At 43.3% G+C, this 22,388-nt stretch carries 22 protein-coding genes; 8 read left to right on the top strand and 14 right to left on the bottom strand.

The window, feature by feature from the left end:
- Window positions 1-110 precede the first annotated feature (110 nt).
- The 5 genes from BLT41_RS12545 (at window position 111) to BLT41_RS12520 (ending at window position 6,668) form a co-directional block, all read left to right on the top strand.
- On the top strand, window positions 111-1,580 hold the full coding sequence (locus BLT41_RS12545) for a class I SAM-dependent DNA methyltransferase (RefSeq protein WP_092161598.1): 1,470 nt from the start codon (window positions 111-113) through the stop codon (window positions 1,578-1,580).
- Window positions 1,580-2,707 carry a restriction endonuclease subunit S gene (locus tag BLT41_RS17560; RefSeq protein WP_211477662.1) on the top strand — a complete coding sequence of 376 codons (1,128 nt, stop codon included), beginning with the start codon at window positions 1,580-1,582 and terminating at the stop codon, window positions 2,705-2,707. The genes BLT41_RS12545 and BLT41_RS17560 overlap by 1 nt, the downstream gene beginning before the upstream one ends.
- Window positions 2,707-5,112 (top strand): EcoAI/FtnUII family type I restriction enzme subunit R, encoded by a 2,406-nt coding sequence (gene hsdR / locus BLT41_RS12530; protein ID WP_092161597.1) that lies wholly within the window; start codon window positions 2,707-2,709, stop codon window positions 5,110-5,112. The genes BLT41_RS17560 and hsdR overlap by 1 nt, the downstream gene beginning before the upstream one ends.
- A 23-nt stretch (window positions 5,113-5,135) precedes the next feature.
- On the top strand, window positions 5,136-5,663 hold the full coding sequence (locus BLT41_RS12525; protein WP_092161596.1) for a hypothetical protein: 528 nt from the start codon (window positions 5,136-5,138) through the stop codon (window positions 5,661-5,663).
- Window positions 5,664-5,747: 84 nt separating this feature from the next.
- Entirely contained in the window at window positions 5,748-6,668 is a 921-nt protein-coding gene (locus tag BLT41_RS12520) for a restriction endonuclease (RefSeq protein ID WP_092161595.1), read from the top strand.
- 88 nt (window positions 6,669-6,756) lie between these two features.
- Here BLT41_RS12520 and BLT41_RS12515 read toward each other — a convergent pair whose 3' ends face one another.
- Window positions 6,757-7,194 (bottom strand): GNAT family N-acetyltransferase, encoded by a 438-nt coding sequence (locus BLT41_RS12515; RefSeq protein WP_244512276.1) that lies wholly within the window; start codon window positions 7,192-7,194, stop codon window positions 6,757-6,759.
- 202 nt (window positions 7,195-7,396) lie between these two features.
- Window positions 7,397-7,678, bottom strand: a complete 282-nt coding sequence (locus BLT41_RS12510; protein ID WP_085098464.1) for a peptidylprolyl isomerase — start codon at window positions 7,676-7,678, stop codon at window positions 7,397-7,399.
- Between the two features lie 364 nt (window positions 7,679-8,042).
- On the opposite strand from BLT41_RS12510, the gene BLT41_RS12500 reads away from it, so the two are divergent.
- Window positions 8,043-8,204, top strand: a complete 162-nt coding sequence (locus BLT41_RS12500; RefSeq protein ID WP_244512269.1) for a hypothetical protein — start codon at window positions 8,043-8,045, stop codon at window positions 8,202-8,204.
- Window positions 8,205-8,246: 42 nt separating this feature from the next.
- On the opposite strand, the gene BLT41_RS12495 is transcribed toward BLT41_RS12500, so the two are convergent.
- From BLT41_RS12495 to BLT41_RS12475, 5 genes are all read right to left on the bottom strand, one after another.
- Window positions 8,247-9,299 (bottom strand): ABC transporter ATP-binding protein, encoded by a 1,053-nt coding sequence (locus BLT41_RS12495; protein ID WP_092161592.1) that lies wholly within the window; start codon window positions 9,297-9,299, stop codon window positions 8,247-8,249.
- Window positions 9,300-9,308: 9 nt separating this feature from the next.
- Entirely contained in the window at window positions 9,309-10,970 is a 1,662-nt protein-coding gene (locus tag BLT41_RS12490) for an ABC transporter permease (RefSeq protein WP_092161591.1), read from the bottom strand.
- 1 nt (window position 10,971) lies between these two features.
- On the bottom strand, window positions 10,972-11,973 hold the full coding sequence (locus BLT41_RS12485) for an extracellular solute-binding protein (protein WP_092161590.1): 1,002 nt from the start codon (window positions 11,971-11,973) through the stop codon (window positions 10,972-10,974).
- A 675-nt stretch (window positions 11,974-12,648) separates the two neighbouring features.
- A complete protein-coding gene (locus BLT41_RS12480) occupies window positions 12,649-12,903 on the bottom strand; it encodes an SHOCT domain-containing protein (protein ID WP_092161589.1) in 255 nt (84 codons plus the stop codon).
- A gap of 69 nt (window positions 12,904-12,972) precedes the next feature.
- Entirely contained in the window at window positions 12,973-13,404 is a 432-nt protein-coding gene (locus BLT41_RS12475) for a hypothetical protein (RefSeq protein WP_092161588.1), read from the bottom strand.
- A gap of 226 nt (window positions 13,405-13,630) precedes the next feature.
- Here BLT41_RS12475 and BLT41_RS12470 point away from each other — a divergent pair, with 226 nt between their 5' ends.
- Window positions 13,631-15,406 (top strand): ATP-binding protein, encoded by a 1,776-nt coding sequence (locus BLT41_RS12470; protein ID WP_092161587.1) that lies wholly within the window; start codon window positions 13,631-13,633, stop codon window positions 15,404-15,406.
- 21 nt (window positions 15,407-15,427) lie between these two features.
- Window positions 15,428-16,786 carry a sigma-54-dependent transcriptional regulator gene (locus BLT41_RS12465; protein ID WP_092161586.1) on the top strand — a complete coding sequence of 453 codons (1,359 nt, stop codon included), beginning with the start codon at window positions 15,428-15,430 and terminating at the stop codon, window positions 16,784-16,786.
- A gap of 207 nt (window positions 16,787-16,993) precedes the next feature.
- Here BLT41_RS12465 and BLT41_RS12460 read toward each other — a convergent pair whose 3' ends face one another.
- From BLT41_RS12460 to BLT41_RS12430, 7 genes are all read right to left on the bottom strand, one after another.
- A complete protein-coding gene (locus BLT41_RS12460; RefSeq protein ID WP_092161585.1) occupies window positions 16,994-17,272 on the bottom strand; it encodes a type II toxin-antitoxin system RelE/ParE family toxin in 279 nt (92 codons plus the stop codon).
- Window positions 17,259-17,504: a CopG family ribbon-helix-helix protein gene (locus tag BLT41_RS12455; RefSeq protein ID WP_092161584.1), complete on the bottom strand. Its 246-nt coding sequence runs from the start codon at window positions 17,502-17,504 to the stop codon at window positions 17,259-17,261. The genes BLT41_RS12460 and BLT41_RS12455 overlap by 14 nt, the downstream gene beginning before the upstream one ends.
- A gap of 131 nt (window positions 17,505-17,635) precedes the next feature.
- Window positions 17,636-19,135 carry a relaxase/mobilization nuclease domain-containing protein gene (locus BLT41_RS12450; RefSeq protein ID WP_092161583.1) on the bottom strand — a complete coding sequence of 500 codons (1,500 nt, stop codon included), beginning with the start codon at window positions 19,133-19,135 and terminating at the stop codon, window positions 17,636-17,638.
- Window positions 19,126-19,431 carry a MobC family plasmid mobilization relaxosome protein gene (locus BLT41_RS12445; RefSeq protein ID WP_092161582.1) on the bottom strand — a complete coding sequence of 102 codons (306 nt, stop codon included), beginning with the start codon at window positions 19,429-19,431 and terminating at the stop codon, window positions 19,126-19,128. The genes BLT41_RS12450 and BLT41_RS12445 overlap by 10 nt, the downstream gene beginning before the upstream one ends.
- A 268-nt stretch (window positions 19,432-19,699) precedes the next feature.
- Window positions 19,700-21,319: a DUF3987 domain-containing protein gene (locus BLT41_RS12440; RefSeq protein WP_170830365.1), complete on the bottom strand. Its 1,620-nt coding sequence runs from the start codon at window positions 21,317-21,319 to the stop codon at window positions 19,700-19,702.
- Window positions 21,312-21,542 (bottom strand): helix-turn-helix transcriptional regulator, encoded by a 231-nt coding sequence (locus tag BLT41_RS12435; protein WP_092161580.1) that lies wholly within the window; start codon window positions 21,540-21,542, stop codon window positions 21,312-21,314. The genes BLT41_RS12440 and BLT41_RS12435 overlap by 8 nt, the downstream gene beginning before the upstream one ends.
- 190 nt (window positions 21,543-21,732) lie before the next feature.
- Window positions 21,733-22,386, bottom strand: coding sequence for a hypothetical protein (locus BLT41_RS12430; protein ID WP_092161579.1), 654 nt, complete (start codon window positions 22,384-22,386; stop codon window positions 21,733-21,735).
- Window positions 22,387-22,388: the final 2 nt, after the last annotated feature.

Genomic DNA, 22,388 nt, shown 5'->3' with positions numbered 1-22,388 from the left:
TCCCAACATGTGTACGAAACCTTTTTGGCGCAGTGTGTCACATTACGATTTATATTATAGACACTGTTGTTATCTTGTTATAAATAAAGACAAAACCAATAAGGATACTGATGTTTGAGCAGACATTTAAAAATATAGATAATGTACTTAGAAAAGAAGCAGGATGCTCCTCAGAGCTTGATTATACTGAGCAGACTTCATGGATGTTGTTTCTAAAATATCTTGATGATCTTGAAGTTGACCGTGCGGGCAAAGCAGAACTGCGCGGCAAGAGCTACACCCATATTATTGATGAAGCGTACCGCTGGTCTAAGTGGGCTGCCCCTAAAAAAGATGACGGCAGTTATGATCACGATACAGCCCTTACCGGTGATGACCTTATTTCATACATTGATGAAGAGCTTTTCCCGTATTTGAAAGGATTCAAGCAGCGAGCGTCTTCGTCTGATACTATAGAATATAAGATCGGCGAAATTTTCGGCGAAATCAAAAATAAGTTCCAGTCCGGTTATTCCCTGCGGGATGCGCTTGAGCTGATGAATAAGCTCACTTTCAAATCCCAGAGAGAGAAACACGAGCTTTCCCATCTTTACGAAACCAAGATTAAAAACATGGGTAATGCCGGTCGCAACGGTGGTGAATACTACACACCGAGGCCGCTTATTCGTGCAATGATACAAGTTGTTAATCCTGTAATAGGCGAAACAATATATGACGGTGCGTGCGGTTCTGCGGGATTCTTATGCGAAAGTTATGATTACCTGAGGCATGGCGCAGACGGCAAAGGCACAGACTTAAGCACCGGACAGCTGACCGCTCTGCAAACTGCTACTTTCTACGGTAAAGAAAAGAAGTCCCTAGCCTACGTTATCGCCATCATGAATTTGATTTTGCACGGCATTGATGCACCTAACATCCTGCACACCAACACTTTGGCAGAGAACCTCGCTGATGTTGAAGAAAAAGACCGCTACGATATTATCCTTGCCAACCCGCCTTTTGGAGGCAGCGAGAGACCGGAAGTTCAGCAGAATTTCCCGATCAAGGCCAGTGAAACCGCATTTCTGTTTTTGCAGCATTTTATCAAATATCTGAAAGCTGGCGGTAGGGCGGCGGTCGTTATCAAGAATACTTTCCTTTCTAACTCTGACAATGCATCCAAGGCATTACGGCAGGAATTACTTGAGAATTGCAATCTGCACACGGTCTTAGATTGTCCCGGTGGAACGTTTCTAGGGGCGGGGGTTAAAACGGTCGTGCTGTTTTTTGAGAAGGGCGTTTCTACTGAGAAGATTTGGTATTATCAGTTAGATCCCGGTAGGAATATGGGGAAGACTAATTGCCTTAATGATGATGATTTGAAAGAGTTCGTTGAGTTGCAGAAGCGTTTTGCTGAGTCTGAGAAATCTTGGTCTGTTGATATTAAGGATGTTGATCAGGGTAGTTTTGATCTTTCTACCAAGAATCCTAATGCGCCGGAAGAAGAGCCGCTTCGGAAGCCGGAAGATATTTTGGCGGAGATGGTGGTGCTTGATGCTGAGACTGCTGAGATTTTGGGTGCGGTTCGGGGGATGTTGTAATGGATCAAATTTCAAACGTCGTTATAGGTTGGACTTTAAAACCTCTAGGGATGGCTTGTGAAGTTCTAGATAAATTTAGAAAGCCCATCACCAAAAAGGATAGAGTTTCTGGTCCATATCCATACTACGGAGCAACAGGGATTCTTGATTACGTAGAAAATTTTATCTTTGACGAAAGGCTTGTTTTGATAGGAGAGGATGGAGCAAAATGGGGTGCAGGTGAAAATACTGCATTTATAGTAGAAGGACAATACTGGGTTAACAATCACGCTCATGTAGTCCGGACTGATCCAGATATGCTTTTAGATAAATGGATTACCTATTATTTAAATGGATCAAATTTGTCTGCTTTTATTACAGGATTGACAGTCCCAAAACTTAATCAAGGCAAACTTAAAGAAATTCCAATCCCGCTCCCCCCACTCTCAGAACAAAAGCGCATAGTAGCCACACTCGACAAAGCTTTTGCGGCCATTGATAAATCTATCGCTAACACCGAGAAGAACCTTGTTAATGCTCGGGAGTTGTTTGAGAGTTATTTGAATGATGTTTTTGCAGAGAAGGGTGATGGGTGGGAAGAAACGAACATCAAAGATCAATTTATTCTTCAACGTGGTTTTGATATTACCAAAAAGCAACAAATTTATGGAACAATTCCAGTCGTATCTAGTGGGGGTATAAAGAGCCATCACAATACAGCTAAAGCAATTGCTCCGGGCGTAGTAATTGGACGAAAAGGTTCTCTTGGAACGGCTTATTATTTAGAAGAAGACTATTGGCCTCATGATACGACTCTTTGGGTTAAAGATTTTATAGGGAATAACCCAAAACTTGTTTATTATTTTTTAAAAGGACTTGATGTTAAAGGACTTGATTCAGGAACAGCAAACCCTTCATTGAATAGGAATAATGTTCATGCACTAAATGTTTTTTGGCCTCCTAGACAAAGACAAAAACATTTAGTTCAAAAAATAGACGAGATGATGGCAAAATCCCAACACCTCCAATCCATCTACCAACAAAAACTAAAAAACCTAAAAGACCTAAAACAATCCATCCTGCAAAAAGCTTTCGCAGGCGAATTAACCACTGACCCTGACATGGTATCCGACCAACTGGAGAACTGATGCACCAGAACCTCAATGAAGCTGAAACCCGTGCTGAATTAATTGATCCTGCTCTTGTTGCTTGCGGTTGGGGCAAGGTTGCGGAAAGCCGAGTTAAACGTGAAGTCATTACCAAAGGCCGTCTCCTTGGCGGTGGTAAACGCAGTAAGCAGGACATAGCAGATTATGTACTGGTTTACCGTGGGCAAAAGCTGGCTGTTATTGAGGCTAAAAAGGCGGGTTTACCGGACACTGAGGGCGTTGCGCAGGCCAAGCGTTATGCTGAAAAGCTGAAAACTCGTTTTACATATTCTACCAATGGCATCGGTATTTACTGCATAGATATGGAAACCGGTACGGAAGGTTATATTGAGTCTTTTCCTACGCCGGATGAGCTTTGGAATGCTACCTATGCAGAAGAAAGTTTGTGGCGCGACAGATTTTCCGCTGTTCCTTTCGAGGACAAAGGCGGAGCTTGGGAAGCGCGATATTATCAGCATAATGCGATTACCAGCACTCTGGAAGCAATCGCAGCGGGGAAGGACCGCATTCTGCTTACTCTTGCCACGGGAACGGGTAAGACTTTTATTGCATTTCAGCTGGCGTGGAAATTGTTTCATAGCCGTTGGAATTTAAAAGAATGGCGCGGCGGTGAAGAGATTACACGTCGACCTCGAATTCTGTTTCTTGCAGACCGTAATATTCTGGCCGATCAGGCTTATAACTCCTTTTCAGCATTCCCCGAAGACGCACTGATCCGCATCTCTCCCGATGCTATCCGTAAAAAAGGCATGGTCCCTAAGAACGGCAGTGTTTTCTTTACAATATTCCAGACTTTTATGAGCGGGACAGATGAGGAAGGTAACCCTGCTCCTAATTTCGGGGACTATCCGCCGGACTTTTTCGATTTTATCGTTATAGATGAGTGCCACCGTGGCGGTGCTCGGGATGAAAGCAACTGGCGCGGCATTCTGGACTATTTTTCGCCAGCGGTTCAGCTTGGGCTTACTGCCACCCCGAAGCGTAAAGGGAATGTGGATACTTATAGTTATTTCGGTGATCCTGTTTATATTTACTCGCTTAAAGAAGGCATTAACGACGGCTACCTTACCCCGTTCAAAGTTGTTCAGATTGCAACGACCCTTGATGACTACACTTATACTTCCGATGATTCCGTGCTGGAAGGAGAGGTTGAGGAAGGCAAGCTGTATACAGAAAGTGATTTCAATATAAAAATAGTAATTCCTGAGCGTGAAAAGAAACGTGTTAAAGTTTTTATGGATGCAATTGATCAGGATCACAAAACGCTGGTGTTCGGTTCAACACAGGCCCATGCACTGCTGATTCGGGACTCAATTAATCAGGTAAAAGATAGCACCAATCCTAATTACTGTGTGCGTGTTGCCGCCGATGACGGAGCCGCAGGTGAAGCTTTTCTGCGCAAATTTCAGGATAACGAAAAAACGATTCCAACCATTCTCACCACCTCACAAAAATTATCCACGGGCGTAGATGCCAAAAATGTCCGCAATATTGTACTGATGCGGCCTGTTAATTCCATGATTGAATTCAAACAGATTGTAGGGCGCGGAACCCGTTTGTTTGACGGGAAAGATTATTTCACAATTTATGATTTTGTCGGAGCATATAAACATTTCAGCGATCCTGAATGGGACGGCGATCCAGAAGAGCCTGAAGGTGGAACAGAAGGTCCGGGAATAGAAATTGATCCAATACCGTGTTCTATATGTGGACAGAGTCCTTGTATTTGCGAAAAAACACCGGAAACTTGCCCTAAATGTGGCGAGATTCCTTGTATCTGTAAGAAGAAACCTAAGCTCAGAATCAAACTGGCAGATGGCAAAGAACGCTTGATTCAGCACATGATGGCGACAACCTTTTGGAGCACAGAAGGAAAGCCTATCTCAGCCGCTGAATTTATCGAACAGATGTACGGAGATTTGCCGGAATTGTTCAAAGATGAAGATGAACTATGCGCACTCTGGGGTAAACCGGACACCCGTAAAAAACTGCTCTCAGGACTTGAAGAAAGGGGTTACGGGCAAGAACAGCTACGCGACCTAAGTTCGATGATCAATGCCGAGAAAAGCGATCTTTTCGACGTTCTCGCATATATCGCTTTCGCTCTTGCTCCCATCAGCAGAGAAGAGCGGGTGGAAAGCCGCAAAGGGCTAATTTTTAGAGAATACAACGATAAACAGCAGGAATTCCTGTCCTTCGTCCTCGCTCACTACGTATCCGATGGCGTAAACGAACTTGATCAAGACAAACTACCTGACCTGCTGGAGCTTAAATACCATTCAACAGGTGATGCAGTTGCAGAGCTTGGAAGTATTGCCGCAATCCGTGATGTCTTTGTGGGTTTTCAAGAGCGGCTGTATGTTTCAGTTAGTGGGAATCAATAACAGTTAAAGCACGAGGATAGTCTATGTCTTCTGATAAAAATGTCCTAATTTTTGAAAAATACCCTTCTCGAGAAACTCTTCATGAGATTGAAGAAAGCAATCCTGATATTATGATTGATCTTTCAGCTTGTGACGAACCTATCGATGATAGTTGGAATGAATTTTCAAATTTGATTTATGGTGCTCATATTCAAATTGACTGTTTGGACAATATGGAACTGTACGATAGTTTTAAAATTCCAAATGCACAAATTTTAAAAATATCATTTACTCGGAGTAATCCTTTTTCAAATGATCAAAAGCCGCATTCTAATTGGAATGACTTTTTACAAGGACATTCTTTTAAAAAGTTTATTTTTCAAAATACGCCATCATGGGAACCAGAAGATATTTATACGTTTGTAAGAATTTTTGCTGATACTAGATCTGAAAAAACACAGATTCAAATTCAAAAGAAAAACTCTCGACACTTGGGAAAGCGTAAAAATAATGAAATACAATCATATTTCTTGGAGCAGTTTAAGAATTATCCTGTTTTTGAAATTATATAATCGTTATCAGTAATAACTCCATGGTTGTAGTGCATCGTATGTGCATCGTTATAAAGCTGTTGTGGTATATAAGAGGTAAATTTCATGGCTATCCCAGACTACCAAACTTTGATGTTACCTGTATTGAAACTTGCTTCCGATAGTAAAGAACATAAGTTCAGAGATGCAGTCGAGCAGCTTGCGGATGAATTTTCACTGTCATCTGAAGAAAGAAGCGAATTTCTTCCAAGTGGCAATCAAGCCGTATTTAATAATCGTGTTGGTTGGGCTAGGTCATATCTTAAGCAGGCAGGGTTGTTAGCTGATCCTAAGCGAGGATTTTTCACTATCACTGAGAAGGGAATTGAGCTTTTAGCTTCCAATCCTAGCGAAATTACCACTGAAATTCTTAGTCAATACCCAGAATTTATTGAATTCAGAAATAGAAGAAAAAACAGCAAAGAAAAGAATAGTAGCGAAGTCTCAGAAAAGGCTTTCGACTCGTTACAAACTCCAGAAGATGCTTTGGCCTCAGCATACAAACAGTTGAGGAAAAGTCTTGAGTCAGAACTACTTACTATTGTTAAAGATTCTTCACCATCATTTTTTGAAAAGCTGGTTGTCGATCTGCTCGTTAATATGGGCTATGGCGGTAATCGGCAGGATGCAGGAAAAGCGCTGGGAAAAAGCGGAGACGGCGGTATAGACGGGATTATCAACGAAGATAGACTTGGCTTGGATGTCATATATATTCAAGCAAAACGCTGGGAAGGTTCGGTAGGTCGACCGGAAATTCAAAAATTTGCCGGAGCACTCCAAGGGCAACGAGCTAAGAAAGGTGTTTTTATTACGAGTTCATCGTTTACTAAAGGGGCAGAAGAATATGTTTCTATGATTGATACAAGAATTATTCTCATTGATGGAGAAAGACTAGGCCGCCTAATGGTTGATCATAATGTAGGTGTTTCAACCGTAGGAAAATATGAAGTTAAGAAGGTTGATTCTGACTATTTTGATAGCGAGTAATAGTCTTTTCGCCAGCGCGACAAATAAAACCCACATTCACCGCACCTAGTGCCCAAAATAGGTGTACTCATTTTGGATAGATGTTTTGTTACTGCTTTGTTGTTAACGGCCTAATCATATGAACAAATTCTGTGTCTTCAGAGAGAATTTTGAAACCAAGCCGCGTATACAAGCGTCCAACTCGGTTTCCTTGGAGGTAACAGAGCTTTATTGGTAGATTCTCACGTTCGGAGAGAGCCAATACGTCGTTTAAAATTTTGCTGCCGATGCCTTGCCCTTGGAACTTAGGGAGAAGGTAGAAACGTTCCAAATATATATGATCCGAATTGATTTGGACTAAGTATGAGCCAGCTTTTTGGCCGTTGATTTCAATAATATCTGGCCGAGCCTCTTCCCATTCTCGGCGACATATTTCTTTTTGGATTGTTTCGTTCCAACCAAACACGGTTTCTACTGCTTCGAGTAAAGCTAGTTTCCTAAGCTGACAGAGAAATACAAAATCATTTTCAGCAGATGGACGAATCACCAACAAGATACTCTCCAGATTGATATAAGGTTTATAGGGATGAGGGAGTAGTACTAGCTATCGATTCTCTTTATCAACAGCTGGGACCGGGATGTCCTGTGAGTGGATAGAGGATATTTTTGCTGAAGAGAGTGTGTAACTCAAAAAAGAATAAAGCCCCGACTTAGTCGGGGCTTTATTTATTATAGCGGTGAAGAGTTGTTTAGTCTTCGCGGCTATCGATGATCAGCAGGTGGTAACCGAACTGTGTTTTTACGGGTCCATGAACTTCGCCAACGGCTTCATTGAACACAACGGTATCAAATTCCGGGACCATCTGGCCGGGGCGGAACTCACCGAGAGCGCCACCCTGCTGACCGGAAGGACAGCTGGAGTGTTTTTTTGCCAGTTCACCAAAGTCTGCGCCGTCCTGAATTTGTTTTTTCAGGTCCAGACAGGTCTGTTCATCACTAACCAAAAGATGGCGTGCAGATGCTTTTGTCATGTACGTACTCCTGTAAGTTTTAATATAGTAATCTTAATTAGCCTTGTCGTCTTGCCATTGCGATTTAATGCGTCGCAAAAAATGACCTTGCATGAATACGCAAGGACTGCAAGGTGAAATACTGCATACATACCTTCCAGCTCAATCCGGTCCGCGAATTCAACCAACGTGCGCACGTCGAATTGAGAGAATTACAGGCGGAGTACCAGTTATCGGTTGTCTTTATCAACATCCCCCACCAACCGATCAAAGTCAGATATAAAAAGCCTATCCTGAATGATGCGATATTTCTCGAACTCTGATTCAGCATGAAGCTTGGTATTATATACTGAACAGAATGCTCGATGAAAACTTCAAGGGCTACATGAACACATCCAAATATGCCAAGCTAGCAAAATGCTCCACAGATACAGCTCTTCGCGATATCAAAGATTTAAAAGAGCGCGGAATTCTTGAGCAGAATGTTGGAGGAGGGCGTAGTACTAGCTATCGTTTATCTGCTTTGGATGAAGTTCTTAATAAATAGAGATATTTTTTCAAGCTGTTTTGATTAAGCATGACTATTCCTTTAAAGACAGCTATCCGCCGGAAAGACAACCAGATCTTCAACTTCTTGATATATTCCTATGCGTTGACCTATTGCATGCTGGTGGTGGCTTGGCACAAGTGAGAGAATTTGTTCTCCACTGTCCAGTTCAAGTGTGTAAAGGATAGTTGGCCCACGGAAGGTCTTGGATATGATATTAGCTCCGTATGGACTATCATCATGATGGACTACATCTTCAGGTCTGATTAGCAGGTTTACTTTTGAATTAGGACTGTACTCTTGTGGAAGTTCTCCGCTGAGCGTTCCAAGGGCGCATTCTACTGTGCTTTGGCTTGTAACCTCGCCTTTAATGAACATTCCTTCCCCCACAAAACTTGCCACTACAGGATTAACTGGACGATGATAAACTGCGTGCGGAGTGTCCCATTGCTGCATGGTCCCGCTGGAAAGTATCCCAACTTTGTCCGCCATGGCAAAGGCTTCATTCTGATTATGAGTTACCATCAGCGCTGTAATAGAGCGATCCTTAAGGATTTTCCTGATTTCTGTGGAAAGGGTTTCGCGCAGAGCTACATCAAGATTGGAAAAAGGCTCATCCATGAGTAAGAGCTTAGGTTCGGGAGCGAGTGCGCGTGCAAGAGCCACACGTTGCTGCTGTCCACCGGAAAGTTCGTGAGGATATTTATCTCCTTCTCCCAGCAGTTCAACCGTTTGGAGCAACTCTTCAATCCGGTTACCCTGTTCCTTTTTCAAAAGTGAATCTATTCCGAATGCAATATTTTCTTTCACTGTGAGATGAGGAAAGAGTGCGTAATCTTGAAAGACCATACCGATACTGCGTTTTTCCGGTGGGACAGTTTTGTTTCCAGCAACTTGCCTTTCTGCGATTGAAATGGAACCGGCCGCTATATCTTCAAATCCGGCTATCGAGCGCAAAAGTGTTGTTTTGCCGCAGCCACTAGGGCCAAGTAGACAACCAATCTCTCCCTGTTCGAGAGTGAAACTTACATTTTTAACTGCATGAAAATTATCATAAAATTTATCTATTTCGTTAACTTTAAGAAGTTCCGGCATAGTAGCCTCCTATTTATCCATCTGTTTGGTGAGTAGCAGCACAGGTATAAGTCCGACGAGTATTAAGGCTACGGCTGGGGTTGCTGCCAGTTCCCATTCTCCTTCGGAAGTGTACTCATATATTTTGACAGCAAGAGTGTCCCAGCCAAAAGGCCGCATCATCAGGGTTATGGGCATTTCTTTCATGATGTCTACAAGAACAAGAATGGCTCCGGTAAGTAGTCCTTTTCTGAGCATAGGAATGTATATGCGGCCAAGCAAAGCCGTTCCTGTTGCTCCAAGAGTGCGGGCGGCTTCGCCTATGGATGGAGTTATGCGCTGTATTGCACTGTCCACAGAACCGAATCCGGCAGCAAGAAAACGAATACAGTATGCCGCGATCATTAGACCCAGTGAGCCCTGTATAAATGGCGTGGCATTAAATCCAAGGTCTTTCAGCCCACCGACTACAGTATTATCCAACCATGCTGCAGGAATAAAGATACCTACGGCCAGAACCGTTCCGGGCAAGGCATAGCCAAGCGTAGCAAGGCGTGTGGCCCAGTTCATAAGTGGACCGGCATCATTTCTTTTAACAAAGGCAAGAGCAAGGGCAGCTGCGATCGTTAAGGTTGCTCCGACAAGGCCAAGTAAAAAAGTATTTAATCCGTATTCAAGATATCTGGAAAGATCTGAATCAATGGATTCAAGTCCCCACATAATCAGTTTGAAACATGGAAGGGCAAAGGCCATAAAAAACATTAAAGCACAGGATGAAAAGGCCACCCACTTCCAAGTGCCGGATAGTTTTAGGCGTTCAGTGTTGTTTGGTCTTCCTGCCTCTGTGAAGCGCATGCGCGAGCGCATTTTCTGCTCAGTAACAAGTGCGACAAGAACAATTATTCCCAATACGGATGAAAGCTGTGCGGCGCTTGCAAGGGAAAACATACCGAACCATGCTTTATAAATAGCTGTGGTAAAAGTGTCGTAGTTGAAGATCGAAACCGCACCGAAATCTGCAAGAGTTTCCATGCAGACCAGCACAAGTCCAGCTGCAATAAAAGGGCGTGCCATTGGTAGCGCTACTTTAAAAAATGCTCTTGCCGGTGAATGACCCAGCGTGCGGGCTGCTTCAAGGGCTGTGCGTCCTTGAGTCATGAAGGCGCTACGACTCATGAGATATACATATGGATAGAAGGCAAGGGAAAGGATTGTCGAGACCCCGAATCCGTTGCGGATATCTATAAATCCAGTGGAAGGAAATATGCTTCTTACGAGAGACTGTACTGGTCCTGTGAAATCGAAAATTCCAAGATAAACAAAAGCAAACACATAAGGAGGAATGGCAAAGGGCAGAACCAATGCCCATGAGAAAAATTTGCGGCCTGGAAAATCACAAGCTCCGGTGAGCCAACCAAGTCCCACTCCGGCTATAGCTGTAAGGGGCAAAATGCAGGCCAACAGTACAGCGGTATTAAATATCAGCCCGCCGAGTACGTTTTCAGTCAAGTGCGACAATATTTCCTGCTGTGGAGAAAAAAGATAGCTCATGATTACGAGTAGAGGCGTGGCTGACGCAGCCGCAAGTGCTCCGGCAATGGCGAACCATGCCGGAGACTTGAGGCGAAAGATATTCCGCCGGAATGCCGGAGGTCGAATTCCGACTGAATTTCGGGAGTTCTTTAAAGACATGTTATTTGTATCCGGCTCTATCCATCAGCTTGATAGCTTCTGCCTGATATTCACCGTATTTGGATACGTTCATAGGATTACCTTTGAATTCTCCCCAAGTTTCAACAATCGGGTCTGGCTTAACTTCTGGGTTAACAGGGTATTCCATGTTCAGAGATGCAAATTTACCTTGAGCTTTGTCAGAGGAAAGCCATTCAAGCAGCTTAACAGCTTCTTTTTTGTGCTTAGCATTTGCAGTCACGCCTGCTCCGGAAACATTCATGTGAACGCCGCTTGTTTTCTGATTAGGCCAGAATATAGCGAGCGGGAGATCTGGATTCTTTTTAAGCAGACGACCAAAATAATATGTGTTGACTATTGCAACATCACCAACGCCAACTGCAACTGCTTCAAGAGCTTTGGTGTCGCTGGAGAAAGGGGCTACAGACAGATTCGCCACCCATGATTTAACAATTTTTTCCGTTTCAGCTTCACCTTTGTCGGCGATAATTGATGCTACGAGAGACTGGTTGTAAACTTTTTTAGATGTTCTGAGCAAAAGACGTTTATTCCATTTGGCCTCACCGAGCGCTTCATAGGTGCTCAATTCCTCAGGGGAAACTTTGTCTTTATTATATACGATAGTACGAGCGCGTACCGAAAGACCAACCCAGCGGTTCTGGGGATCTCGAAGATGCGAAGGTACGTTCTTTTCAAGAGTAGCAGAATTAATCGGGGCTAGAATTCCTTCTTCTGCAGCATGCCAAAGGTTTCCGGCATCTACTGTGATGAACAGGTCGGCTGAAGTGTTAGCTCCTTCCGCTTTGATACGCTCAAGAAGTGCTCCAGCTTTACCAGTAATGTATTTTACTTTTACTCCTGTTTCTGCAGTATATGCATCAAACAAAGGTTTGATGAGGTGCTCTTTACGTGCTGAATAAACAACTACGTCTGCAGCAAAGGCTGACACAGACCATGCTGCAACCATAATTGCGGTGATGGTAAGGGTGATAAGTTTTTTCATATTTTTCTCCGTTGTTTTACTTTTCGTCTTGTTGATGTTGAAAATGAGTTTCAATAACAAGTAGGGGTGGTATTTAGTTTTGTCAACAAAATATACTAAAAAGGTATGAATTTGTTAGAATGCAGATTAAAAAGGTTATAGAAAATCGAATTGTAACTCTTGCTATTAGTAGCAGTATTCCGGAATTTCCGGATAACTGAATCTTCTTCTAGTTCTTGACTTTTAAAGATGATTCTTAAGCCGCTGAGCCATAAGTTTTGAATGAGCTAGATAGACTCCTCTTCAAAGCTTACTTCAATGCTGCCTTCTCCAGCCTATGCGGTGAAGATCAGGAATAGGGTGTGCAATTTCTAATTTATAGTGATTTGGGCATATTTTGGTGTCTGGCGGTTAGCGGCCTTTGCAAGCGCATCTGACTTTGTTGCGGTTTCATCTGAAACGCGGGCGGTTACCGTGTTCGTGCAACATAATTATAGTTGCTGCATTGCTGGGGTAGTATATGTGTAGAGTGAAAATAAAGTTTTTCCGATTTAAGAATAGTTTGTCAAAAATAAACCTCTCCATGTATAATTGTCATCATACATGGAGAGGTTTATTATGGCGAAAAAGAAATATTCTTAAGATGAGAACAAAATAGCTCGATTTATTGCACAGAGTCTCTCAGCGTTTTCTGTATCAGTTTTCCAGCACTTCTCGCATTCGCTTGTACTCTTCATCATTGATTTCACCGTTAGCAAACTTCCGCTTGAGAATTTCCAACGAATCATTTCTGTCTCTGCTTCCTTCAGGGCGAATGACAAACCCTTGAAAAATTTTGTATATCACAACAACTACGGCGATGAGGATGAGCAGGTTAAAGATCATTCCGAATCCTCCCCCTCCCATAAACCAGCCAGTGCCATTCATGAATCCCATATTACAATTCCACATAGTATTTTCTCCTGATAAAAGTCTTTGACGAGAAGGAGCACGGGCTCCATCTCGTCGATTTGATTCACTCTACCAATTGCAACCGTAGCCATTGCGGTTACCATTGGAGCCCCTCATACCGCGCCCCCTCATGCTGCGCTTCATCATACCACTCCCCATCATGCCGTATGTCGGCAGGTTCAGTGTTGTGGCCTTCTGATTAAGCGTAGCAAACTTCTCGTTGATTTGTTCAGTTAGGGCACGAACTCTCGTGGCATCCGGTGTGGGGCTTGCCATAAGTGCTGCTATTTCGGCTCTGTCAGCATCGATTGTTGCACGAAGCTTTACAGTTGAATTCATAAAATCTTGATAGACTTGAGGGTCAACTTGGGAGTTAACCCCATTATTGTTATTCATATTGTAGCAGTTACCATTCCCACCGTTCATTCCCCACGCCATGGCATTGGTAGAAATAAATGCAACAGCTAGTACCAGTGTGAGTGTCATAATAGTCTTCTTCATGATAATATCCTCAGTTTTTTGGTTGGTGACGTTAAAACCTATAAGGCAATCTCCATGCCAAACAATCGATAATTCTTGCAAGTAATTGTTATTATGGATTTTTTGCTGGTGAAGTGTGTTATGCCATCTCTTTTATACTTGCCAATCAACTATATTGTGGTTAATTTTTAATCAGATTGAATGCCTAGTGTCTAAAAATTAACCAGCGACATCCCGCAGGCCTAGAGTGAAAATTCAAAAACGATTGTTAAGAAGTACCGCATCAATATGGCTCATCATAGGAATGACTGCGATTTTGACTCTGGTTATCGTCGCACTCGCTGTATTCAACTATAATCGTGAAGTGCGGTACATGGAGAAGGTACTTGGCGAAAAAGGGGGAGCTCTTATCAAATCCTTTGAGGCTGGAGCACGAGCTGGAAGGATGAGCAGATTTGGCACCGAAAGCAGGTTGCAGGCATTGATTGACGCAACAGCCGAGTTGCCAAACATCCTCTATATAACGCTCACAGATCAATCTGGTAAGGTAATTGCTCATAGTAATCCGGAACAAATTGGCGAAGTATTCCTTACCGAATCTCAAATTAAAGCCTTGTCTCCAACTCAAAATGCTCAATGGAAAATATTAGAGGACAACCATATCCCTAATTCATTCATAGTATTCAAAGAATTCATCACCCTCGACTCCGACAGGGATCAAATGCGGGGTTATATGATGGGGAACAGGATGCAGAATCGCACTCCTGATGGGGTAAAACGCCCAAGAGCACATATGGGTAGGATGCATACACAGCAATTTCAAGAAGGCATGACCAAACCTCTCATCTTCATAGGACTGGATATACAGCCGTTTGTTGATGCTCGCGAAGAGGATATCAAAATTATGGCTTCGACATCAGTAGTGCTGTTGTTAGTCGCTCTTGGTTGCATGGTCTCGCTGGTGTGGGTCCAAGCATATCAACGGTCTAATAAACAGTTGAAAGACACCCAGGCGTTTGCTTCGGAAATTGTCTCGAATCTCCCTGTTGGTTTAGTCGTGGTCGGCCCTGACGGAAGTATCACGCATTTTAACAAGGATGCCGCCTCTCTTCTTGGAGTTGAAGAAAAAGTAGTCATCAACCGATCTGTGGATGAAATTCTTCCTGCAAATATCATCAAACTTTCTGAAGATGGCGCAAGTATGGAAACCCCCATCACCAGAGAGCTTTCACTAAAGGCAGCCGGAAAGATTTTTCCTGTCAACATAAGCGTGGCTCCCGTGGTTACAGATGAAGGGCTTCATCTTGGGAAAATAATCATTTTGAACGACCTCACAGAGATCCATCGACTCCAATCAGAGATGAGACAACGTGAGAAAATGGCTGCTATTGGCAACCTTGCTGCAGGCATCGCACATGAGGTGCGCAATCCACTCAGTAGTATCAAAGGTTTTGCAACCTACTTTGCGGGTCTTTTTGATGAAGGAAGTGAGAATCAAAAGGCTGCAAAAGTGATGATCTCCGAAACTGAGCGGCTCAACAGGGTCATATCGGAGCTACTGGAATTTACCCGTCCTTCGGATTTCAAGCTTGAGAAAGCCGATATGAATGTCGTCCTAGATACTGTTTCCCGGTTGCTCCAACAAGATGCGATAAGTAAGGGCATTGAAATTGTAACCCAAGTTGATCAGGGCCTGCCACAAATTCAACTCGATGCAGATCGTATAGTTCAAGCTCTTCTCAATATCGGCCTTAATGGTATTCAGGCAATGGAGAGCGGGGGCCAATTGTCAATTAACGTACGAGCTTCTGGTTCTAGTGTACTGATCACAGTGTCTGACACTGGAGTTGGTATTCCTGAAGAGAACAAGGCTAATATTTTTGATCCGTATTTCACGACAAAAAATAAGGGAACCGGTCTCGGTCTCGCTGTCGTTAGAAAAATAGTGGAAGGCCATGGTGGAAGTGTCGACATATCAAGCTTGGAAGGCAAAGGCACGACATTCACAATTTCTTTAATATAAAATTTCCCCAAAGTGTGCAAAATGAAAGCAACAATACTTATTGTAGACGATGAAAAGGGCCACCTCGCGATGCTTGAAACTGTCCTTGGAGGCTGGGGCTATTCGACCTCTTCGGTCACAGATGGAGCAGAAGCAATTACTGCCGTTAAAGACCAGCCGTACGATGCCGTCCTTATGGACGTACGCATGGCGACGGTCAGCGGGATAGAGGCTTTGGAAGAAATCAAGGCATTCAATCCTGCCATCCCCGTATTGATAATGACGGCTTACTCATCGGTTGAAATAGCTGTTGAAGCCATGAAGCTTGGAGCTTACGACTATCTGACCAAGCCGCTAAATTTTGATGAACTCAAAATCATCCTTGAACGAGCTCTCGATCATAGGCGCCTGTCTGATGAAAATAGGTCCCTCAAGGAGGCCGTATCTCCTGAACAAACTCTTGGCGGCATTATTGGATCTAGTCCCGCCATGGCTGAAGTCACTGAGATGGTGAAAGTCGTTGCCCCTACTGAAGCAACTGTTTTGATTACCGGAGAGTCCGGGACAGGCAAGGAGCTCGTCGCTCGGGCAATACACTTCAATAGTAATAGAAAACATAAGCAACTCGTTACAATTAACTGTGCAGCCCTTTCCGAAACCCTATTGGAATCAGAGCTTTTCGGACATGAGAAAGGTGCTTTCACAGGTGCTGACAAAAGACGCGATGGTCGGTTTATGCAAGCCAACAAAGGGACAATTTTCCTTGATGAAATTGGGGAGATTCCCTTGCCTATGCAAGCAAAACTACTCAGAGCTGTTCAAGAACGAGAGGTCCAAAGGCTAGGCAGCGACACACCGCTACCTGTTGATGTTCGTATCGTTGCTGCAACAAACAGAGATCTCAAAAAGGAAGTAGAAAAAGGTAACTTTCGTGAAGATCTCTATTATCGTCTACACGTCATGGCCTTGAAAATGCCAGCACTCCGTGATCGTCAGGATGATGTTCCTTTGCTTGCAAATTTCTTCCTTAAACAATTTGCCGATAAAAACAGGAAAAAAATAATTGGGTTCACGCCTGTCGCCATGGATATGCTTATTCGTCATTCCTGGCCGGGGAATGTGCGGGAACTGGAAAATACGGTTGAACGGGCGGTTATACTTTCGATGGGAGAGTATGTGACGGAGAAGGAACTCCCCCCTTCTGTTGTCGAAAGTTATGAATTGAATGAATCAACAGGAGCAAATACTCTTCAACTTGGCGGGCAGCCGCTTGAGGCCATACAGAAACAGGCAATTCTTGCGACACTTGAAAAGACGTGCTGGAACAAGAGTGAAGCCTCAAAAATTCTCAATATTACAAGAACTACACTGAATAATAAGTTGAAAAAGTATGGTATGTAACCCTTGTTGTAAAAGTTTGGTGAAGAAGTATTGTCATTGACGTCTTCAGTAAGACAGGAACAATTATCCAAAATACAATTTGCTCTGATCTTACAGGTGATGCTTCTATCTGCTTTATGTATCTGTAAAACTTTACCAGCATAATCCCTGCCTTCTGACTGGTTGCTAATTATACAATAATCTCACTTGTCTCATGCAATAAGCACATCAATATTTTTGAGATGAATGGAAAACATTCAAAATATCCACAGCATCACCCTGAATGCGGTAAGGGATGATGTAAGGTGAGATAATAACTTCTCTTGTCATAGGGACTCGGCCAGGACGACCGCTTTCAGGGAATTGTTTGAGTCGTTGGCAGCCATCCCAGATGCGATGTGCTTCGGACTGCATTATCTCTTCATCTGACTGCTCGGCTAAGTAGCTTCGAATAGAGTTAAGGTCTCTAATTGCGTTCTTTGTCCAACGTATTTTAGTCAGCTTCAACCTTCAGCCCCCACTTTTCAAAAGCACTCTGCACTTCGAATGCTGTAGCGAATTCGCCGTTATTGGCTTGTTCTAAGCTATCTATAGTCTGGGCTATCTGCCATGATTGTTCTTCTAAAAAACGCTCAAGGGCACTTGCAACAAGGAAAGACTTGCTTCGGTTTGTAGCCTTTGCTAGGGCGTCTAATTTTGTTGCGGTTTCATCTGAAACGCGGGCGGTTACTGTGCTCATGATTAACTCCTTTTATACAATGTATTCATTGTATACATTGTAGTCAATCGATAACTAATCAAGTTTATGCTCCTATTTATAATTTTTTCGTAAGATGTGGAGTTCCTAGTATTTAATCTCTGAACGATGGCCTATCTTCCCCTCCCAACCTTCCGAAGGGGCTTTTTCTTAATCCTTCGCATTAACTTTTTCATTGCCTGAACAACATTTCCAACTCGCTCAAGACTCGCTCCAATTCGCTCAGCAAATCCCGGCAGCCTTGAATTTCCCTTTCCATCTTGGCTATCCGCTGATCTTGATCGTCCAGACGGTGACTCTGTTCTTTTTCCATTCGGCTCAATGTCTCCGATAAGGTCTTCTTTAATTCGTTCATGGCTTAATCCTTGAGTAAAATGGCGGGACGGTTTCCGACTTTCCATATCTGTTCCGTGTTCGTTCCTGGCGGAAGAACTAAGAATCTCCGGTGTTTTTCCTGATAGGTTGTTACTCCCCAGCTTTTGATTTTGTTCTCTATTACTTTCTGTCGTTCTATCTTCTGGGAAAGCTCTGAAAGGGTGCTGCCCTGAATGTTTATCCAGAACAAGGTTCCGCCCACCAAAACTAAACAACTTATTATTGTCATGGCCATGGAGATTGCTACGGGGAACTTTAAGGATTGGCGCATGTCTCGGATCAAGTTTTGCTGCAACTTCTTGACCTCGGATACATCCTTTTTCATAGCGGCTTCTATGGTATTCAGCTCTCGTTTTGCAGATATCTGCAACTCGTTGCTGAAGCACTTCAATCCTTTTTGAATTATCTCTTTGGAAATCTGCGCTTGCTCGTCCATCTGCTGTTTCATTTTCTCGGCTAAGCTCAGCGCGTTGTTTGAACTGTTCGGCTGTCCATGATTCTCCATAAAGCACTCCTTTTAGCCTAATACGGCGGTTCTTTCTCTTTTGAGAAACTGACATGTTTTCATTTTGTGGCTGCTCAATAGTTATATAATCCTTGCCCTTGCGGGGAACGGTAAAACCAAAATCCTCAAGTGTTTTAACAATGTCTTGCCGGTTATGAATAAGACCGGCTTCAACGCCCTGAACCAGAGCTTCAGTTACGGTCTTTCGGACTTCAGAAGCATTGCCAGCTTTGTAGCTCTGGATAGAACTTCCGGGGCTGACCAGACGCGCACGTCTCAATTCATCTGGACGTGCCCAGTTGTGACGGCGATTGTGAAGTTCACACCAAGGATTATATTGCTTGTCCCAACCGGGCGGACATGGGTTGAAAGCTTTATCTGTTCGCAATTCTGTGCGCGGGATTACAAAATGCAATTCATGATGTCCGGCGTGGCTGTGTCGTACCCATAGTATTGAATATTGGTCCGGTTCCATTCCTGCGAAAGCTATAGATTCAAAACCATCCATGAGCTTTTTCTCGTTTTCGGGCGTAACCTTGTCTTCTGGAGCCCATGAAAGAACGCCGGAGGTGTAACGCCATTTGCGGGAAGTGGTATCGATTAGATCACAAACTAAATCTGGATCACCGCGCAGAACTTCGGGCGGACTCTTTTCTCTTTTATTCTTGTCGGTAACGTAGCCGATGACTTTTGAGCCTCGTCCGACTCCATGTCTGAATACTTTCATAAGCATTTTAACTTCTCCTCAATTTCAAGAAGTCCAAGCACAACCTGTGCAGATTCGGCATTTTTTTTATAGGTATTTGCCCAGCGTGCAAGCTGGTTTAAATTATTGCCGATGCGGACAAGTTGAATGACTTTTTGTCTCTCCGCTTTTGTTTTTCTGACTCTTGGGCGATCCAGTTGCACGCGCACGTAATCGCCCAAACTCATGCCTTCGGTTTTAGCCTGAAGGGTGAGTATTGCCTTTTCTGTCGGAGTGACTCTTGTGTTCACGAAGGCTGTGCGTTTTTCGTCTTTTATATTCATTGGAGTCAAAACCTCGCAGAGGAAACCGTGCTTGCACGACTCTTAATCTTGTGTGGGATCGAAGGGAGAGAATCTCCCTCGCCAGTCCCAAATGTGCAACATTGGGTAAACTGGCTTGGACATCTACAGATTATTACTTCACACGATTCACCGACGATATTACCAGCGCGAGAAGGAGTCTCAGGTTTAACTCCATAAAGAAATATGGAAGCATTTAGGACAGGATTAGTGCTAACTCCTAAAGTACGTGTCATAGGTGTCATAGCCGTCATTTCTGTTGTAGGTTGTTGATTTTATGATCATTTTTAACAGTGACATCTGATGACGCCTTAAAAATAGGTGTCACCTTAGGTGTCATCGACTTATCACTCTGTAATTCTTCACTTTTGAATGGCTTAGTGACACCTATGACGCCTATGACGGGCTTTTCAGTAGAAAAATATTTTGAAAGCGTGCCGATGATTTCCGGGGTGAGTTTAGCGCCTCTTTCCTTGCTGTTGCGTCCTGTTTCAATGCCTAGTTTTTTGTAAGTCTTGCCGACAGCATCCGGTATGATGTGAAAAGATACTGGAAGATCGCGATTGAGAAATTCAACTATTTTTGAAGTAGGCAGCAGTGATAGATTGAGCTTAGTGGAAAGTTCTACGATGGCCTTTGCAACTCTGCGCTCAATGGCTGAAGCTTCTTGAAATTTGTTCCCGGCAGAAAGAAGGGTCCAGACTTGCCTTTGCTGTTCCTGAAGCCATTCCATCAAGATAATTGTTCGCTGGACGCTTTCATGATGCACTGGACACAGTTCAGATTTGCCCATGCTCCAGCAATCCAGCATATGAATGATCAAGCAAAGCTTGAAGAAAGCACCTCGCAATTTGGGGGCGAGTGCTTCGAACTGTTCGAGTTGAGGTTGATACCAATGAACAAGAACTTGGTTGTCGTACCAATCTTTCACGTCTCGTTTGGCTGCATCGGATAGTTTGATAATACAGGGTGAATTGTCTGAACCAAATGAAAGATCTAGAGCTTTATAAACAAGTTCATGAATGTGCTTGGCTGGCTCTCCGTCAAAGCTTTCTGATGTCCATAAGGGCGGGGCTTCCTGCTCACAGCGGATGAATAAGAATCTTGGAAGAAATCCAGAAACAGTGTCTTTGTGTTTAAACAGAGATGGAAGCAGGGCAGGTTGAACTGTTCCAAAAATTGAAACACAGGCGTGTGGTATGTGAAGAGCGTCTTTTGTGCTGCGGGACACCTTCCAAGGGCCGCAATCGTAAGCTGAAAGCAAGCGGGCTTTATCGCCTCCGTCACCACCTTTATTGTCGTACCTTCCGAGATCTGCGAGCATGCCGGACAGCTCATCTCTATACCAAAGTATACCACGGGGATTATTAGAGAGAATAGAGCCTACGGCTTGAGTTGTACTGTCTTCGACGTAAATTTGTTCCCAAGTTGGGTAGATTGGCTTTTCTGGGGGAGTATCATTCTTACGTTGAGCACGAGCAAAGGAGCCTTGCCATTCCCTTAATTCGAGTTCATATGTGTCTAATTCAATTTTGTGCTCATTAAATGAAGTGTTTTCTCGCTCATGAATAGGCTTCAAAATAGCATTCGAACAGGGACTTTTGCCCATTCCAGAACGGGCAACGAGTGCCCAGTATAAATTAGGATGAGTAATCCAACTTGGTTTTACTTCTAAGCCTCTGGTTCTGCCGACCGCCGCACCGATCACAGCAAGGAAGGTCACAGCTGGAACGGCAAAAGGAACCGTATAAGCAGAAGCTGCAACGGACAGCGACTCCTCAATTCTGGCTGGAAGCACTCCTTCGGGAAAAGAAGCCGGAGAGGGGAGCAGGTTACTCCCCTCAGAAGGCATTAACGCCATATCAGACATTGATTTCATCCTGAGTAGGAATGTCTTCAATGAGTTTGCGTATGTCGCATACACGCCATGCTGTGGTGCGTTCGGATAGTTTAACAGGCTTGGGATATCTGCCCGTTTGAATTCCTTTCCACCAAGTTGTTTTTGATACAGGAATGATCTTCAGGACATCAACAAGTCTGACAAAACCCGTATTAGGCAGTTGATATGAACTCTGGTTCGTCTCGGTTCTCATAAGCTTTCCTCCGTTTTTTGACGTTTGAGGAAAGCCTACAAGAATCGGTTTGATTTACTAGACGGGTAAAAGGGGTAAGAGGGGTAAAAAAGTGTTATTTTTTAATAAGTATCTGTTTTTAATGTTTATAATTATGTAGGTAAATTCATATTTAAGGAGTTAAATTGAAAATTTTACCCCATCAATATGATCAGTCGTCGAGTTTTACTGCTACAGGAATGCGTTTCCAAGCCTCGTCCATGGCTGTGCCGAAAGGTTTTCCCTTTAAGTTTTTAAAATCTGGATAGTGAGAGATTATTCGTGCATAAAAATCTTTTCTTTTTATTGTGACAAGATCTTTTCTGTGATTTGTGTTTTCGCGAATTGTATCTCCCATTGCAGAGCATGCAGGGATAAACCATTTCTTCCAGTTGTTTTTGTCTATGATTTCATTCGCTTCTACAAGCATTGCTTCGAGAGATTCAACCTTTTGCTCTAACGCATGAATATACTGTTCAAAAGTTAAACCATTTTCATGAAGTCGATTTGAAATGTTCTTTTTTTCTTTTTTATTACCTTGAGAGTTTAATATGGTTTTTCTTTCCAGCTTTCTTCCTTCGTAAACCTGCTCCAAGGTTCTGTGCAGCCATGCATCTTCGAATTTTCTATGCGTATATTTGCAAGCTAGTGCAAAACATCCTAGTAATATTATAGATATAGATATTTGCATAGGCATACTAAGATTTAAATGAATGGCGCCAAGAATTGATAGTGATAAAGTAAAACCGTAAACAATATTAAGTTCAAAAATTAAAAAAGTTAACGCAGTCATTCGAAACGCTTTTCTCATCATTTTTTTAATCATGA

The sequence above is a fragment of the Maridesulfovibrio ferrireducens genome, from assembly GCF_900101105.1.
Taxonomy (GTDB): Bacteria; Desulfobacterota; Desulfovibrionia; order Desulfovibrionales; family Desulfovibrionaceae; genus Maridesulfovibrio; species Maridesulfovibrio ferrireducens.
This window is presented reverse-complemented; position numbering and strand designations above follow the sequence as displayed.